The 15,280-nt window shown below is 40.9% G+C and carries 14 protein-coding genes; 8 read left to right on the top strand and 6 right to left on the bottom strand.

What is annotated here, in order from left to right:
• Positions 1 to 60: 60 nt before the first annotated feature.
• Complete coding sequence (locus DP114_RS16095; protein WP_169265625.1) at positions 61 to 624, top strand: hypothetical protein; 564 nt, start codon at positions 61 to 63, stop codon at positions 622 to 624.
• Positions 625 to 648: 24 nt separating this feature from the next.
• Here DP114_RS16095 and DP114_RS16090 read toward each other — a convergent pair whose 3' ends face one another.
• From DP114_RS16090 to DP114_RS16075, 4 genes are all read right to left on the bottom strand, one after another.
• The gene (locus DP114_RS16090) at positions 649 to 1,275 is read right to left on the bottom strand and encodes a thiaminase II/PqqC family protein (protein ID WP_171976569.1); all 627 of its coding nucleotides are present in this window, start codon (positions 1,273 to 1,275) and stop codon (positions 649 to 651) included.
• Positions 1,276 to 1,301: 26 nt separating this feature from the next.
• Positions 1,302 to 3,230: an ABC-F family ATP-binding cassette domain-containing protein gene (locus DP114_RS16085; protein WP_171976568.1), complete on the bottom strand. Its 1,929-nt coding sequence runs from the start codon at positions 3,228 to 3,230 to the stop codon at positions 1,302 to 1,304.
• A 145-nt stretch (positions 3,231 to 3,375) separates the two neighbouring features.
• The gene (locus DP114_RS16080; protein WP_169265628.1) at positions 3,376 to 3,792 is read right to left on the bottom strand and encodes a DUF1824 family protein; all 417 of its coding nucleotides are present in this window, start codon (positions 3,790 to 3,792) and stop codon (positions 3,376 to 3,378) included.
• A gap of 79 nt (positions 3,793 to 3,871) precedes the next feature.
• A complete protein-coding gene (locus DP114_RS16075; RefSeq protein WP_169265629.1) occupies positions 3,872 to 4,714 on the bottom strand; it encodes a prohibitin family protein in 843 nt (280 codons plus the stop codon).
• A gap of 214 nt (positions 4,715 to 4,928) precedes the next feature.
• Here DP114_RS16075 and DP114_RS16070 point away from each other — a divergent pair, with 214 nt between their 5' ends.
• From DP114_RS16070 to DP114_RS16040, 7 genes are all read left to right on the top strand, one after another.
• Positions 4,929 to 6,674 (top strand): ABC transporter ATP-binding protein, encoded by a 1,746-nt coding sequence (locus DP114_RS16070; protein WP_318284505.1) that lies wholly within the window; start codon positions 4,929 to 4,931, stop codon positions 6,672 to 6,674.
• Positions 6,675 to 6,716: 42 nt separating this feature from the next.
• Positions 6,717 to 7,160, top strand: coding sequence for a beta-carboxysome assembly chaperone CcmS (ccmS, locus tag DP114_RS16065; protein WP_171976566.1), 444 nt, complete (start codon positions 6,717 to 6,719; stop codon positions 7,158 to 7,160).
• Positions 7,161 to 7,578: 418 nt separating this feature from the next.
• Positions 7,579 to 8,244, top strand: a complete 666-nt coding sequence (locus DP114_RS16060; RefSeq protein WP_169265632.1) for a serine/threonine-protein kinase — start codon at positions 7,579 to 7,581, stop codon at positions 8,242 to 8,244.
• 663 nt (positions 8,245 to 8,907) lie between these two features.
• Complete coding sequence (locus tag DP114_RS16055; protein WP_216670004.1) at positions 8,908 to 10,203, top strand: glycoside hydrolase family 10-like protein; 1,296 nt, start codon at positions 8,908 to 8,910, stop codon at positions 10,201 to 10,203.
• Between the two features lie 265 nt (positions 10,204 to 10,468).
• On the top strand, positions 10,469 to 11,365 hold the full coding sequence (locus tag DP114_RS16050) for a glycosyltransferase family 2 protein (RefSeq protein ID WP_171976564.1): 897 nt from the start codon (positions 10,469 to 10,471) through the stop codon (positions 11,363 to 11,365).
• A 767-nt stretch (positions 11,366 to 12,132) separates the two neighbouring features.
• Positions 12,133 to 13,107: a sodium-dependent bicarbonate transport family permease gene (locus DP114_RS16045; RefSeq protein ID WP_171976563.1), complete on the top strand. Its 975-nt coding sequence runs from the start codon at positions 12,133 to 12,135 to the stop codon at positions 13,105 to 13,107.
• A gap of 4 nt (positions 13,108 to 13,111) precedes the next feature.
• Entirely contained in the window at positions 13,112 to 13,423 is a 312-nt protein-coding gene (locus DP114_RS16040) for a P-II family nitrogen regulator (protein ID WP_171976562.1), read from the top strand.
• A gap of 400 nt (positions 13,424 to 13,823) precedes the next feature.
• Here DP114_RS16040 and DP114_RS16035 read toward each other — a convergent pair whose 3' ends face one another.
• Together DP114_RS16035 and DP114_RS16030 are read right to left on the bottom strand one after the other, a co-directional pair.
• The gene (locus DP114_RS16035) at positions 13,824 to 14,444 is read right to left on the bottom strand and encodes a transposase (RefSeq protein ID WP_256379390.1); all 621 of its coding nucleotides are present in this window, start codon (positions 14,442 to 14,444) and stop codon (positions 13,824 to 13,826) included.
• An 85-nt stretch (positions 14,445 to 14,529) separates the two neighbouring features.
• The gene (locus tag DP114_RS16030; RefSeq protein ID WP_169263472.1) at positions 14,530 to 15,027 is read right to left on the bottom strand and encodes a helix-turn-helix domain-containing protein; all 498 of its coding nucleotides are present in this window, start codon (positions 15,025 to 15,027) and stop codon (positions 14,530 to 14,532) included.
• Between the last annotated feature and the right edge of the window lie 253 nt (positions 15,028 to 15,280).

Here is a 15,280-nt window from a genome sequence, read left to right as displayed (position 1 = left end):
GGTAAGAATCAGTATGATTCGTAAAGTTAGGTAATTACAGAGTTTATTATTACAGTCACTATGAAAGGAATAATCAAACCGTATCAAATGAAAGGTCGTGTACTAATAATAGTAATCTTGTTTGGCATTATTTCACTATTCTGCTTCAGCTTTTTCGCTAAAGTTGTGAGAGTAAAATTTGTCGAAATTGATTTTGTACTTAAAAGATTAGAAATTCAAAAAGAAGCACAGGTAGAAATTCCTTATACTATTGCGAAAGTTGATGTACAAAGACGGTTAGGTTCTGATGTCAAACCTGATCCGAGATGTTTATTTTGGGCGACAACTGAAGTAGGTAGAGGCTGGACTAATGATTCTGAGGATCGTGATTTTTTCATAGATTATTATATACCTTTAAATAAAAAAGCAATGATTTGTACAACACCAGCCCTAGCAGCTGCACTCATTGCTAAGCGTCACGAAAAACCGCTTTTGTATAAAGTTTATCCAACAGAAGATGGTTTTCATGTTCGCATTGTTGAAGGTCTTTCAGAAGTAAGAGAACCTTGTAAAAACTGGACAGGGAATGTTGATTGTGCAGATCCTATATTGTCGCGACAGGGAGTTGTAAGGTATAAGCCGTAGAAGATAACACATGCAGCTTTCTCTCTACTGTGCTGCATTGAAAGCCATCTGCCAAAAATCTTTCTCGAATGTTGCTACTCTTAAAAAAGCTTCTTGTGCTTGCTGATGAACATTTTCTGAAGCGGTTTGCAACACCTCATCAGCTTGATGTTCTAGAAGTTTTACATATTCAGTAAAACCTGCATTTCCCCATCTGTCTGCAAACTCTGTGTATGGTTCAACCATGACTCCAGGCAATTGCCAACCTTGATTGTATGCTAATTCAATTGCCCAAAATGCAGTTGCTTGTACTGGATAAGGCATTGTAGCAAGAGTATGCATATATTCACAATATTGTATGCAGGTTGGTTGTTTTGCTACGTCGAGATTAAGCTCTCGTTGGGCGGCTTTTTCTTTAAACCAATTGAGTTCATCTTTCAGTGCTGCGAGTCCTGCTAGTATAACATCAAAATGATCTGGGGGTGCGATCGCCAACACTCGTCCCACCATGCGTGTGAAATCGACAACGAACAGATAATCTTGTACAAGCCATGTGTTAAATTGCTGGGGGTGAATTGTTCCTAATTTGCACTGCTCAATAAAGGTATGTACAGTTGCTTCATGCCAAGTTTGAGTATGGTTTTGTAAGAGTTGTTTGCAGGTCAGGTTCATTGTTAGTCTGTTTCTAAAATATACAATTAAGATTCAATCTCAGCTAATTCCATCCAACGTTCAGTCGCCTGATCAATTTCTTCCTTCAGGGTTTCCACCTGTTCATACAGTTTTTGTACTTGAGAGTAGTTACCAGGAGGAACATTCGCCATTGCTTTTTCTGCTTCTGCTTTTTCGACTTCCATCTTGGCAATTTTACCTTCCAACTGCTCAAATTCTCGCTTTTGCCAATTAGATAATCTACGCCGTTTTTTCGTTTCGGTTTCTTTGGGAGATGTTGTCTGTAACGTCTCTGTATTTTTTTGCTTTTCTTTAGTGTTACTTATCTGTTGCTGTTGTGCTTCTTCTGCTTGTTTATAATCTAGATAAACTGAATAATTTCCCGGATATTGTCGGATTTTTCCGCCTTCTTCAAAGGTAAAAATTGTATCTACGGTGCGGTCTAGAAAATAGCGATCGTGGGAAACGACAATCACACAACCGGAAAATTCTTCTAAATATTCTTCCAGTACGGCTAATGTCTGTACATCTAAATCATTCGTGGGTTCATCTAATATTAAAACATTCGGAGCACTCATCAAAACCCGCAACAGAAATAAACGCCGTTTTTCACCACCAGATAGTTTATGAATTGGGGCATACTGTTGATTACCAGGAAACAGAAAACGCTCTAACATTTGGGAAGCAGTAATTCTTGTCCCATCGGCAATTTGGAAAAATTCTCCTTCTTCTTTAATGTAATCAATCACTCGTTGATTCTCATTCAACGCTGATTGTAATTCTTCTGAATGCTGGTTAAAATAACCAATGTGAATTGTACCACCAATTTCTACACTTCCTGAATCTGGATGAACACGTTCTGTGATCATATCTAGTAACGTAGACTTACCAGCGCCATTAGAACCGATAATACCAATACGGTCTTCTGGACTAAACTCGTAGGTAAAATCCTTAATTAAAGTACGTCCGTTATAAGCTTTAGATGTATTATTTAGCTCAATAACTTTTTTGCCAATGCGACGACTGGGTGTAGAAATATCAACTTTACCCTGAGCTTGTTTAAACTCAGTTTCCTGCATACCGTGAACGCGTTCAATTCTCGCTTTTTGTTTCGTACTACGAGCTTTTGGTCCTCGTTTTAGCCATTCTAACTCACGCCGCAAAACACCTTGATGTTTGCGTTGACTACTAATAGCAGATTCTTCTGCTAATGCTTTCTTTTCCAAATAATATGAATAGTTACCTGTGTAAGTATAAATGTCTCCTCGGTCGATTTCGATAATACGATTGGTTACCTTATCCAAAAAGTAGCGGTCGTGAGTAATAAGAAAGAGTGCGCCACGATAGCGATTTAAATAACTTTGTAACCACTCAACAGAATTAGCATCGAGATGGTTTGTCGGTTCATCCATCAACAACAACTCTGGTTCTGACAGCAAGGCTGTAGCTAAAGCAATGCGCTTGCGATAACCACCAGATAAAGTCCCAACAACAGCATGAAAATCTGTAATTCCTAACTTTGAAAGAATGATTTTAGCATTTGTTTCCAGTTCCCATGCACCAACTGAGTCCATACGCTGCATTACAGAAGAAAAACGCGCCATCAGTTGTTTATCTTCTGGTGTATGAGCTAATTTATCAGAAATTTCCTCGTACTCACGCACCAATTCCATTTGTTCGCCGCTGTCAGCGAAAACCTGCTCTAAGACTGTGCGATGTTCATCTAAATCTGGCTGCTGAGGCAAGTATACAATTTTAGCTCCTGAATTTGCTAAAACTTGACCACTGTCAATCGGTTCTAATCCGGCAATCATTTTTAATAAAGTTGATTTCCCAGAACCGTTAGTACCAATTAAGCCAACCTTATCAGTAGCATCCAAGCTAAAGCTAGCATCTTTCAAGACTTCCTTGATACCAAAATCTTTTTTAACAGATTGTAGGGTGATAAGACTCATATCAATTTAAGTTTGAGATTTGAACTGCAGACAAACACTGATAAACGCAGATAATTATCTATTTTATCAGCGTCTCTATGCGTGTATCTTCAGTTACAATTATAGAGTGTGCTATGGTCAAAGGTGAGCAATGCCTATCCTAGTATTAAACAAATAAATCAAGGGGCAAATGCCCGTACATTTCGTTAATTCCACTTTGAGAGTAAGACTGGCAAGAAACTAATACACCCCGATGATGTCCTGAGTAAGAATCCAGATGGCATATACCATTTTTGCCGTTTAATTTAATGTAAACTGGACCTTCAATCTCAGGTAAATTGCTTGGTGGTTCATAACCAAAAGCATAGGAATATGTTTTCATCGCTAGTATTCCTTCCTCTGACGTTTCAGCACAAATACCTAATATTTGGTAATCAGAAATCTTAGCTAGCAAAACTAAAGCTTGACAAGTTAAGGTTTTTTCTGATGGCTTGAGGTTGGGAGGAATGTCTACACAGTTAAATTTATTGAGAATCTTTTTGGCGTCTTGAATAGTGAGATTACTCTGATTATTGCTTGACATAATTTTTTTATTATTCCTTGATGTTCTCTATCTGCTTCTTAAGTAGGGTACACACCCTGATTCAGGGTGAAAATTGTGATTAATCTTGCAAATTAGCGAAATTAAAGAGAAATGGTACACTATTTTTTGTATCACCACTCATAACGAGGACTTTTGGCATCTGAGCACCTCCACTCTTCCAAGATTCGATCGCTTCTTTTTGCAGAACCAACTGCCCACCTTGAGCTTTTAAAGTTTCGGCTAAAAGTCTTTGAGCTTCCGCTTTTCCCTTAGCACGGTTGATCTCTGCTTGAGCCTCTTGTTCAGCTTCTCGGGCTATATACACAGCTCTTTGTGCTCTTTGCTCTGCAATTTGTTTTTCTTCAACTGCTTTGGCAAATTCTGGGGAAAATGTTAAATCAACCACACTGGTATCTAACACAATTATTCCATATTTATCTAAGCGTTGCCCCAATGCAGCATCAAAGTCTTCTTTCAACTCATTTCTTTTTGTAATCGCCTCCTCAACTGTTCTTTTAGCAGCTGCAATTTTAAAAGATTCTTGGGTTTGAGGTGCAATAATTTTGTTGACAATATTTTCTAATGTTCCTTGTGTCCTTCTAATATCAACAACTTGTATAGGATTAATACGAAAGTTAATAGCAAATCTGGCAGATAGAGTTTGCAAATCCTTGGTTGAACTTTCTCCTGGAACCTCAAACTTTTGCACAGTCAAATCATATACATCTACTCTGGAAATGAAGGGCGGTATAACGTGAATACCCTCGATTAATGCTCCATCTGTGGCTTTCCCCAAGATACTAAGTACTCCTGCTTGCCCTGGATTTATAATAATAAAGGAATTAAAGCTAAAAATGACAAGTATTGCTGCCACAATTCCTGCGACTACAGTTTGCCAATTCCCGAATGACTGATTTTTCAACTCGTTATCTCCTTTGCATTTTCAGACAAATCTTGTTAATAGTGATACCTTACTCCCCACTTTTCGTGAGACACTTGGTAGTTAATTGTGGTAAAATTTTAGATTCACGCATCTACAAACAACTGTGGTTAAGGTATCCAAATCTCATCGGGCATCAAAAAGACAGACAAGCGCAGTAGGTGATCCTCAGATATCGTCTCCAAGTAACCCCTTCATGCGGCTGTTCAATTACGGACACCAGTATCGTAAACTAATCTGGCTGGCGACGATTTGTTCTATCTTGAATAAACTTTTTGATTTAGCACCACCTGCGTTAATTGGCGTCGCGGTGGATGTGGTGGTAAAGCAGCAAAATTCTATCATCGCTCAATGGGGAGTGAAAGATGTTTTTGGGCAATTTTTTATTATTTCGTTCCTGACTGTAATCATCTGGATACTAGAATCGGTTTTTGAATACGCTTACGAAAGGCTTTGGCGTAATTTGGCACAAGACATTCAGCATGATTTGCGTCTGGATGCTTATGAACATTTGCAAGAGTTAGAACTTGCATATTTTGAAGAACGCAGTACAGGTGGTTTGATGTCTATTCTCAGTGATGATATCAACCAATTGGAACGTTTTTTAAATGGTGGGGCAAATGATATTCTCCAAGTTGTTACAACAGTTGTCATTATAGGTGGTGCTTTCTTTATTTTGGCTCCTAGTGTTGCCTGGATGGCAGTATTGCCGATACCATTTATTCTTTGGGGTTCGTTTGCTTTTCAAAAATTACTCGCACCTCGCTATGCTGATGTCAGAGAAAAGGTTGGTCTTCTCAACTCGCGTCTTGTGAATAATTTGAGCGGTATTACTACTATTAAAAGTTTTACCTCCGAAGATTACGAAATTTCACGTTTAACAAAAGAAAGTGAGGCATATCGCCGCAGTAACGCTAAAGCAATTAAACTTTCAGCTGCATTTGTTCCCTTAATCCGGATGTTGATTTTGGTGAGTTTTACAGCATTATTGCTGTTTGGGGGAATTGCAGCAGCGAATGGCAAAATATCTGTCGGTACATACAGTGTACTATTATTTCTCGTCCAGCGGTTACTCTGGCCTTTAACAAGATTAGGTGATACTTTTGACCAATATCAAAGAGCAATGGCTTCCACAAATCGAGTGATGAATTTGTTGGATACTCCTTTGGCGATTCATACGGGAGACACACATTTACCGACTGATACAGTACGTGGTGAAGTGGAGTTCAAAAATGTCACTTTTGCTTATAAAGATAGGTTACCAGTTGTGACAAATCTATCTTTGCAGGTTCAAGCAGGCAATACAATCGCTATTGTTGGTTCTACTGGTTCTGGCAAAAGCACTTTGGTAAAACTTCTATTGCGATTGTATGAAGTGCAATCAGGAACAATGACTCTTGATGGAATTGATATACAACAATTAGAACTACAGGATTTGCGCCGTTGTATTGGTTTGGTCAGTCAGGATGTTTTCTTATTTCACGGTAGTATAGCAGAAAATATTGCCTATGGCAGTTTTGATGCTTCAGATGATCAAATCATCACAGCCGCTAAAATCGCTGAAGCACACGAATTTATTCTGCAATTGCCTCAAGGATATGAGACCATAGTCGGCGAACGAGGACAAAAGTTATCTGGTGGACAACGACAGCGGATTGCTATTGCCCGCGCCATCTTAAAGAATCCACCAATTTTAATTTTAGATGAAGCGACATCAGCAGTCGATAATGAGACTGAGGCAGCAATTCAGCGATCGCTAGAACATATTACTGTCAATCGAACAACAATTGCGATCGCACACCGTCTTTCCACAATCCGCAATGCTTCACGTATCTATGTCATGGAATACGGACAATTTGTTGAATCAGGAACCCACCAAGAACTACTGGACAAAAGCGGAGTTTATGCGAGTCTGTGGCGCGTGCAGTCAGGTTTGAGGTAAACTTTTCAAAAATCCAAAAGATATCCAAAATATAAAGTTACTATGATGTTTGCTTCCACCCAATCTCAATCATCAAACGACGAGTGGCGTCGCCAGTTAAATAGATTCGTCAAAGAAAATCAACAGGAATTAGCAGCACTGTCTTGGGGTTTGTGGTTAGAAAATGGTGACGGCAAGGGTACGATTGGTATTGATTTGCAACCAACACCACACTTTGTTTATTGTCCCAAAGAAGCCATAGAACAATTCAATACCACAGTTGAGAACAGACTTCAGGAAATTTTAGGGATTGTGAAGCACCATAAACCAGAAGTAGAAGTTCTCATGCTCGCAATTGCTAAAGACCAAGTCAAGTTAATTTATTTTGAACCAGAACCTGCACCACCAAGTTGTTATGAACGAGTTGGTAAAGATGTAGATACTGTATTAGAACATTTGGAACAGGTCTTGAGCAAGCAGTTTAACGCTGAACAATCAGCCCAGTAATCAAATTACAACATTGGGAAAAATCAAGGTCAATCAATTTTGGATTTAGGATTTTAGATTTTGGATTAACTCCACCGGCTTTGGCTGCGCTCAGCCCAAGCTAAAAGTGCTCTGGTTGGAGCGGAGCGAAACCAAGCCTAGATTTTTAAATTTACGATTTTGGATTAATTCCGTCCTTCTTGGACGGGGCTTGTACCCTTCGGCAAAGCTCAGGGCAAGCCGAAAATCAACACCAAGTACCTCTGTCGGGAAACAAGGACTATGGCACAAAGTGCCACGTTGCGCGAACAGTATTGGCTCCCCAATCTAAAATTTCAAATCTAAAATCTAAAATTGTTTCGCTCAGAAAAAGGTTACTATATGGGAGAATTCCATCTAAAATCTGTAGTAACTGGAACCCAGTATCGATGGAGCACACATGAATCGGCTAATCGAGAGTGTCCACCAAGACCTACTTCCTCGGTTCCAAATTGAAAGCGTAGATCCCCACGACCCAGTCAAAGTCCGCCATGTGCCCAAACCCTGGCAACTTCTTGGGGCGGGGAACTACGCCGCAGTGGTTTATCACCCAGACTACCCTGAGTTTGTGATAAAAATTTATGCACCCGGACGCCCCGGTTTTTCTGAGGAGGTAGAGGTCTACCGCCGCCTGGGTTCCCATCCTGCTTTCTCTGAGTGTCTGTATGCCAATGATGGCTTTTTAATCCTGAAGCGGTTGCATGGAGTTACTCTCTACGACTGTATGCAGCGTGGTCTACGGATACCGAAGCAGGTGATACACGACATTGACCAAGCTTTAGATTATGCCCGTAAGCGCGGTCTCCACCCCCATGATGTCCACGGACGTAATGTGATGATGTACAAAGGTAGGGGACTAGTTGTGGACATCTCGGACTTTCTGCATGAGGAGGCTTGCTCAAAGTGGGATGACCTGAAAAAGGGATACTACTGGCTGTACCGCCCCTTCCTCTCCCCGCTTGGGATACGGATACCCTACTTTGTCTTGGATGTTGTTCGCAGGAGTTATCGTTTCTTGATCCGCTTAGTTTCACGCCTAAAGCAACTCAAAAGCAGACGCTTTTAGCAGCACTAGTAATTTGCCAACCGAAAAATGCGCTTGTGAGGACTGGGGAAAGGAGAAAGGTTAAAGGCAAAGGGATTAAAAAACCTTGCCGCTTCGCCCCTAATCCCCACCCGACCATCCCCTTTTGGGCTTATTCTTTACCCCGCAGGCGTTCCCTTGGGGAACTACTAAAAGCCAGGACTTACGCACGGACAACGTAGCCATAATTGCGACCGCAGGGAAGCAATCGCAACCCATTGTTTTTAGTGGCCTGTGCGTAAGTCCTAAAAGCAAAAGCAAGAGTAATTATAACTAGTAAAGTGTTATATATAAAACCCACATTTATAAAAGTGCGGTTATGATTAATGAGTTTTTACGGTAGCAAAAATTACTTTTTATCCCAAAGAAGTTATATGCAATTGCACGGGCGGTGGTGAGCGAAGAGCAATCGCTATTTATACAAAAGCAACAGTTGGCACTTGTGACCTACTAGCTACGTCAACTATCTTGCTGTGCTAAGTCTGCTTTGGTTTTTCTGATGCAGTGACTTTATGCGCCGCTTTTAACGAACGACTACCAATTCATGGATTTCTTTAAGAACCACAAAAACTTGTAGGCTGGATCATGAGTAGATTGTATCACAAAAGTTACCAGTGGTGTGAGGTAGCTAATGTATTCAAGTATATGAAATTGCGTTTGATTCCTCAAGCTTGGTGGCGAATGTACAGATTACAACGTCATAAAGGACGAGTCCTCAAACGTCTTTCCCCATTGTTTTTTTTGGTATCATTTGTGACGGTACTACTATTAAACAGCCTTACCCCTGCCATCGCCCAAGAAGCAGCTCCCTCTGAAAGCATCCCGCAGCCACCCCGTCAGGAAATTCGTGGGGTTTGGATGACTAATAACGATTTTGACACCCTCAAGAATCGTGCCAAGGTACAGGATGCAATGAATCAACTCAGACGGCTGAACTTCAACACGATTTATCCTGTGGTGTGGAATTCTGGATATGTGATGTATCCCAGCGCGATCGCAAAAGGTGCAGGTATTCAGCCCTTTGTCTTACGAGGCTCAGATGGACATGATATTCTTGCAGATCTGATTGCCCAAGCACATCGCCAAAACTTGCTCGCAATTCCTTGGTTTGAGTTTGGCTTCATGGCTCCCCCAACGTCAGAACTGGCGTTGAATCATCCGGATTGGCTCACACAAAAACGGGATCGTAGCGAAACTTCGATTAGTGCAGCTGGTGAAGTTGCGTGGCTTAATCCCTTCCATCCAAAAGTGCAGCAGTTTATTACCGATCTCGTGCTGGAAATTGTCACTCAATATGATGTTGATGGCATTCAGTTTGACGATCATATGAGTTTGCCGTACGAATTTGGCTACGATAAATACACTGTTGCATTGTATAGTCAGGAAACTAAAAACAATCCCCCAGCTAATGCCCAAGATGCGGCATGGATGCGCTGGCGAGCAGATAAAATCACGGCGTTCATGGTACAACTCAATCAAGCTGTCAAAGCAAGAAAACCCAATGTGATTTTCTCTGTTTCCCCCAATTATTACGACTTTGCTTACAAGTTTCAACTACAAGATTGGCTCAGTTGGGTGCAGCAAAATATAGTCGATGAGCTGATTGTGCAAGTTTATCGTCCCAACCTTGCGAGTTTTACCACAACAATTTCTCGTCCAGAAATTCAACAAGTGCAGCAAATAATTCCAACTGGAATTGGTATTATGGCAGGATCCCAAAAAGGCTCAGTATCAATGCAGCAAATTTCATCCCAGGTACGGGCTGCTCAAGAACGTGGCTTGGGTGTGGCTTTCTTCTACTACCAAAGCCTCTGGAACTCTGCTCCAGAACCTGCCAAACATCGACAGGCTACATTTCAAACTCTTTTTTTGACTCCCGCACTCCGCGCTAGAGCCAGAATAGAATTACCTTTGAACACAACAAGTGCACAAGAACCGTAGCAATCCTAAATCATAAGCCGTTGCAGGCACGCTGCGCGCTCCGTGAACAACAAGATTCCCGACTCCTTTAAAAGTTGTTGGGAATCTCAACAGGCGCGATTTATGCGCAAAGCGCAGGGACTTTAACACAACTCAAATAGGACAGCTATTTTTCATAAAAGGTGTAAAATTTAGAGATTAGCAACAGGTTAAAAAGCAATTTTGACTAGTAAAAGAAAATGTGTTAGGCGTTGAATTACAGTTACGCTTTTTACTCAAAACGATCATGAATACTCAACCTTTATTTTCTATCATTGTTCCTGTATATCAAACAGAACGCTTTCTGGAGCAATGCTTAAGATCTCTAAAAAATCAGTCTTTGAGAGATTTTGAGTGTATTGTAGTGAACGATGGCAGCAAAGGAACGAGAATAGAAGATTGGTACAGAGATCAGGATACTGATTGGAAATCGAAACTGAGTATAGTCAATATAGAAAATCAGTTTCAATGTAGGTATATCTTTCATCAGATTGTAGGTGATGATCTAAGATTTAAATATGTTGAACAATCTAACAAAGGTGTATCTGTAGCCCGCAACACTGCTATAAAATTAGCAACAGGTAAACATATTGTTTGTGTCGATTCAGATGACTGGATTTTACCCAATCATTTGGACAATATTGTTAATGTAATTGAAAAGCAAAAAAACCAGCCTAACTTCACTTTTAGTTTGATTACTAGAGCCTACAACACGGGACGCACAATTAAACGTCCGATTCCACGTAGTTTCAATTTAGCAAACCTAACTTATTCCCATTTCGCATGGTCTTGGAACAGCGTTTATAGCCTGGACTTTTTACAGAAGTACGGGTTGGTTTTTGACGAAAAGTTAGGTTATGGTGCTCAGAACTTTTCTGGGGCAGTATCGGTTAAAAAGGAGGATGTTCTTTTTAGCTATGATCATTTTTACGCTCTACATAGAGAGTATAACCTAAAACATGTAAGGTTTGTGGATTACTTACAGACATATATGTACAGGGATGTTGCTAAAGCTGAGAAAAAAGCTTTAGATGATATGCTAAATGGTGAGCAAGCCTTTCTAAGGTATCTGCACAATAAGTACGAAAATGAAGATATTCCTCGCTCAGCAAAAATTGCTCTAGCCTCTCAGTATCCTGGCTAACCAGAATACTGGGCAATGCAAGTTGTAGAAGACCTCAGCATAAGAAAATGTCTCAAAAGTTTTAAATAACTGATTTTAATAACGCAAGTTGCTTTAATATCAAACGAATTATTGCGACAAAAATAAAAGCCTCTGAAGTTTGCTGTAAAATCCCTGCAGCGCTGTCTCACCGTGGGCGGGTTTCCCGACTTGAGCCATGTGGCATGGGAAATAGAGGATTTTCCTTGTGGTACGAGGTCTTATATCAAGTTCGCTTAATCACTTATAAATCCCGAAATTACCCCACCCGCGCTTCGCGCACCCTCCCCTTAGCAAGGGGAGGGTTGGGGAGGGGTAACACGAGGACTCCAATGATAACTAATCATCCGAACTTGATATTACACCCCTGCCCCAGAGGAAAACTGGGTAAGACCCCCACCAAATCTACAATTTGGTGGTTCTTAATTGGTGTTGGATTCTGTGCCCGCACCAATGACTCCCCCTACACCCTTATACCCTTATCCCCCTACACCCCTAGTTTTTGACTTTTTGCCTTCCCGACTTTTGCAAAAGGTTTAATGAAATTTCTTTGTTGCGAAAGTGCCTAAAAACAAGGGTTAAAGATTATTATTAGCCAAAATTGAGAAAACAAATCTATAGAGATACTTCGTCAATCAATTGACATAAGGTCACAGTACGCGATACATCATGATTCAAGGGTTACATGAGTTTCTCAAAATGCAAAGTTTTCTAAATTTTCCGTTGCATCACTACGAGGAGGGATAGACATGGATGCTAGTTTGATCGTATCCAACATTTTGAATCCGCCAGTTCTGTTTTTCTTCTTAGGCATGACTGCTGTTTTTGTCAAGTCGGATCTGGAAATTCCTCCCCCCGTGCCCAAACTTTTTTCGCTTTATCTGCTGTTTGCGATTGGGTTTAAGGGGGGAGTTGAACTGATGAAAAGTGGAATCACGACCGAAGTGCTTCTGACACTGCTCGCAGCAGTGTTGATGGCTTGTGCTGTCCCGATTTACACTTTCTTTATTTTAAAGCTGAAGCTGGATGTTTACGATGCAGCAGCGATCGCCGCAACCTACGGTTCTATCAGTGCTGTCACCTTCATCACCGCGAGTGCTTTTCTAACTGAACTTGGCATTGCTTATGATGGCTACATGGTGGCAGCTCTTGCTCTGATGGAATCTCCAGCGATCATTGTTGGTCTCATCCTGGTAAATTTATTTACCGTTGAGAAGGGCGAGTCGCGAGAGTTTTCTTGGCCAGAAGTGTTACGAGATGCGTTTCTCAACAGTTCAGTGTTTCTACTAGTCGGTAGTGTTCTGATTGGATTCTTGACCGGAGAACGTGGTGGGAAAGTGTTGGAACCCTTTACTCAAGGATTGTTCTATGGAGTTCTGACCTTCTTTTTACTGGATATGGGATTGGTTGCTGCTAGAAGAATTAAAGACTTGCAAAAAACAGGATTTTTCCTGATCTCATTTGCAATCCTGATTCCAATACTGAATGCAGCTATTGGGTTAGCGATCGCCAAATTCCTTGGTATGTCTCAAGGAGATGCACTGTTGTTCTCCGTACTATGTGCCAGCGCCTCTTACATCGCTGTTCCAGCAGCCATGCGGTTGACTGTTCCGGAAGCGAATCCCAGCTTGTACGTTTCTACGGCTCTGGCAGTAACATTCCCATTCAATATTATTGTGGGAATTCCGGTATATCTGTACGCAATTAATTTGTTTTGGAGCTAATAATATGCACCTAGTTAAAAGGATAGAAATTATTGCTAACTCCTTTGAGCTTGGCAAAATTTTAGATCGTTTAGATAAGTCAGGTGTAAACGGTCATATTGTGATCCGAAATGTTGTTGGCAAAGGATTACGAGGTAGAGCGGAAGATTTAGACATGACGATGCTCGATAATGTTTACATCCTCGCGTTCTGTGCGCCTGAGGAAATCAAGCCTGTTGTAGAAAACCTCAAACCTCTGCTGAATAAGTTTGGAGGCACCTGTTATATCTCCGATGTCATGGAGATTAGCTCTGTAAAATGTGTCGCGTCAATGTGAGGCAATCATGAACACAATGAAGTGTTTCATCACTTAAAAATAGCCGGCATTACAACCCATCCTTAAAGAATAGAGATACGATAAGCTACTGTTTGAAGAAAAATTTTTACTAACCATTAGAAAATGGAGAGATTTTTATCAACTGTTCAACCGATACACCAATACGATTCAGTTAAGGGTTAATCCTCCCTAGCCCTCCTTAAAAAGGAGGGAACTGAGCAAGCTTTTTTAGCTACGGTGTACACACATCTCGTTTCAAACCTCACCCTCGCTTGAATCGGCGCTAAAATCTTTCCCTCTCCTTGCTAAGGAGAGGGATGCCCGACAGGGCAGGGTGAGGTTCCGAACGCGAGTGCGTCTCGTAGAAGCCTAGTACAGCACGGCGTAAATAAACCAAGTATTAGACAGCTAACACTTTACCCTTATATGTCCACTGAAAAGGTTTAGCCATTGTTTTATTAAAGTAGTCGATAAATTCAAGAATTCGGGTTTTTAGGTCATCCTGACTCTTGAAGCTAGCACGCTGAAGTAACTTACGAACCAAAATACTGAACCAAATTTCAATCTGGTTGAGCCAAGAAGAGTGTTTAGGGGTGTAATGGAAAACAATTCGATGTGTTTTGTCACTTAAAAAAGCAGCACGGGATTTCATGGATTTGAGTATTCCCCTTTTTCCTTTAATACCCAGATCGATATTCAAACCTTCTTTTTCTGCAACCAAACGAACCAGCGATTCAGACTGATGCGTATTCAGACAATCCATGATTAGATGCCATTTTTTAGCATTGGGTTCACTTTCAATGATTCGACGAATATTGAGAACAAAATCAACTTCTGTTCGAGAATCTCCACAAGTAGGCTCGATAATCTTACCAGTAGCGACATCAAAATTAGCAATTAAACTCTGTGTACCGTGACGAATATACTCAAACTCCCTTCTTTCAACTTTACCAGGTCGCATCGGTAAATCTTTTTCTAGACGCTCTGTAGCTTGAATACCCGTCATTTCATCAATTGATATTGTACGCTCTGCGTTTTGATAACGTTCAATCGCACTTATGTATAAACCAGTAATATCTTCAACTTTTACGTCAAATTCTTCGTCCTTAGGGGGGGGTTAACCAGTAACTACTCTGGTGGGGTTTAAGTTCTGCCTCTTCTAGTAATCTTCCAACATGGCGGACAGATATGCTTTCAATAATCCCTTGCTTTATAATTTCGTCTGCTAGTTCTCTTGGTGTCCAATGACTTATTGGTCGTCCGTAGTCTTCGGGTTTTGAACATGCAAGGGCAAACAGTTTGATTACTTGCTCCATACTAAATTTTACTGGTGCCCCAATACGCTCCGAATCTCGTAGTCTCTCAAAAGTAGGCAACTTTTTATCGCTAGTTTTAAACCATCGGTTTCGCCATAAACGAGCCATATCCAGACTTATATTTAATGTTCGAGCAATTTCGCCATTATTTTTCCCCTCTGACGCTAGAAGAATTATTTTTGCACGTAGTACTATTTGTTGCCCTGTATTGTGTCGGTTTACCAACTCTTGCAGTTCTGAGCGATCGCCATCGCTTAAGTTTAATTGTTTTGGAGCTAATCCTGCCACATCCTAATTCTCCGCTTCTCAGCAAAAACTACTTTTAATCTAATTACTCATTCTCCCACAGTAATACCTGGTTAACTTACGCCGTGCTGTACTAGTGAAGCAATCCCAGTCCTTGCGATTGCTGAGTCCCAAGGGGACACGCTGCGCTAACGCTCCACTCCGTTACGTATGCCCTCCGGGCACGCTGCGCTAACGCAATGACAAACACGTTTTTGCAAAATTGGGATGCTCCCCTGTGCAAGTGGTCTAAATC

It is taken from the genome of Brasilonema sennae CENA114 (assembly GCF_006968745.1).
Lineage (GTDB): Bacteria > Cyanobacteriota > Cyanobacteriia > Cyanobacteriales > Nostocaceae > Brasilonema > Brasilonema sennae.
Note: the sequence above shows the minus strand (reverse complement) of the source record. Positions and strands in the feature narration are given on the sequence as shown.

What these genes read in the sequence shown, in the direction of transcription:
- DP114_RS16095 (WP_169265625.1), top strand. Translation starts at nt 61, where the DNA reads ATGAAAGGAATAATCAAACCGTATCAAATGAAAGGTCGTGTACTAATA.
- DP114_RS16090 (WP_171976569.1), bottom strand. Translation starts at nt 1,275, where the DNA reads ATGAACCTGACCTGCAAACAACTCTTACAAAACCATACTCAAACTTGG.
- DP114_RS16085 (WP_171976568.1), bottom strand. Translation starts at nt 3,230, where the DNA reads ATGAGTCTTATCACCCTACAATCTGTTAAAAAAGATTTTGGTATCAAG.
- DP114_RS16080 (WP_169265628.1), bottom strand. Translation starts at nt 3,792, where the DNA reads ATGTCAAGCAATAATCAGAGTAATCTCACTATTCAAGACGCCAAAAAG.
- DP114_RS16070 (WP_318284505.1), top strand. Translation starts at nt 4,929, where the DNA reads ATGCGGCTGTTCAATTACGGACACCAGTATCGTAAACTAATCTGGCTG.
- ccmS (WP_171976566.1), top strand. Translation starts at nt 6,717, where the DNA reads ATGATGTTTGCTTCCACCCAATCTCAATCATCAAACGACGAGTGGCGT.
- DP114_RS16060 (WP_169265632.1), top strand. Translation starts at nt 7,579, where the DNA reads ATGAATCGGCTAATCGAGAGTGTCCACCAAGACCTACTTCCTCGGTTC.
- DP114_RS16055 (WP_216670004.1), top strand. Translation starts at nt 8,908, where the DNA reads ATGAAATTGCGTTTGATTCCTCAAGCTTGGTGGCGAATGTACAGATTA.
- DP114_RS16050 (WP_171976564.1), top strand. Translation starts at nt 10,469, where the DNA reads ATGAATACTCAACCTTTATTTTCTATCATTGTTCCTGTATATCAAACA.
- DP114_RS16045 (WP_171976563.1), top strand. Translation starts at nt 12,133, where the DNA reads ATGGATGCTAGTTTGATCGTATCCAACATTTTGAATCCGCCAGTTCTG.
- DP114_RS16040 (WP_171976562.1), top strand. Translation starts at nt 13,112, where the DNA reads ATGCACCTAGTTAAAAGGATAGAAATTATTGCTAACTCCTTTGAGCTT.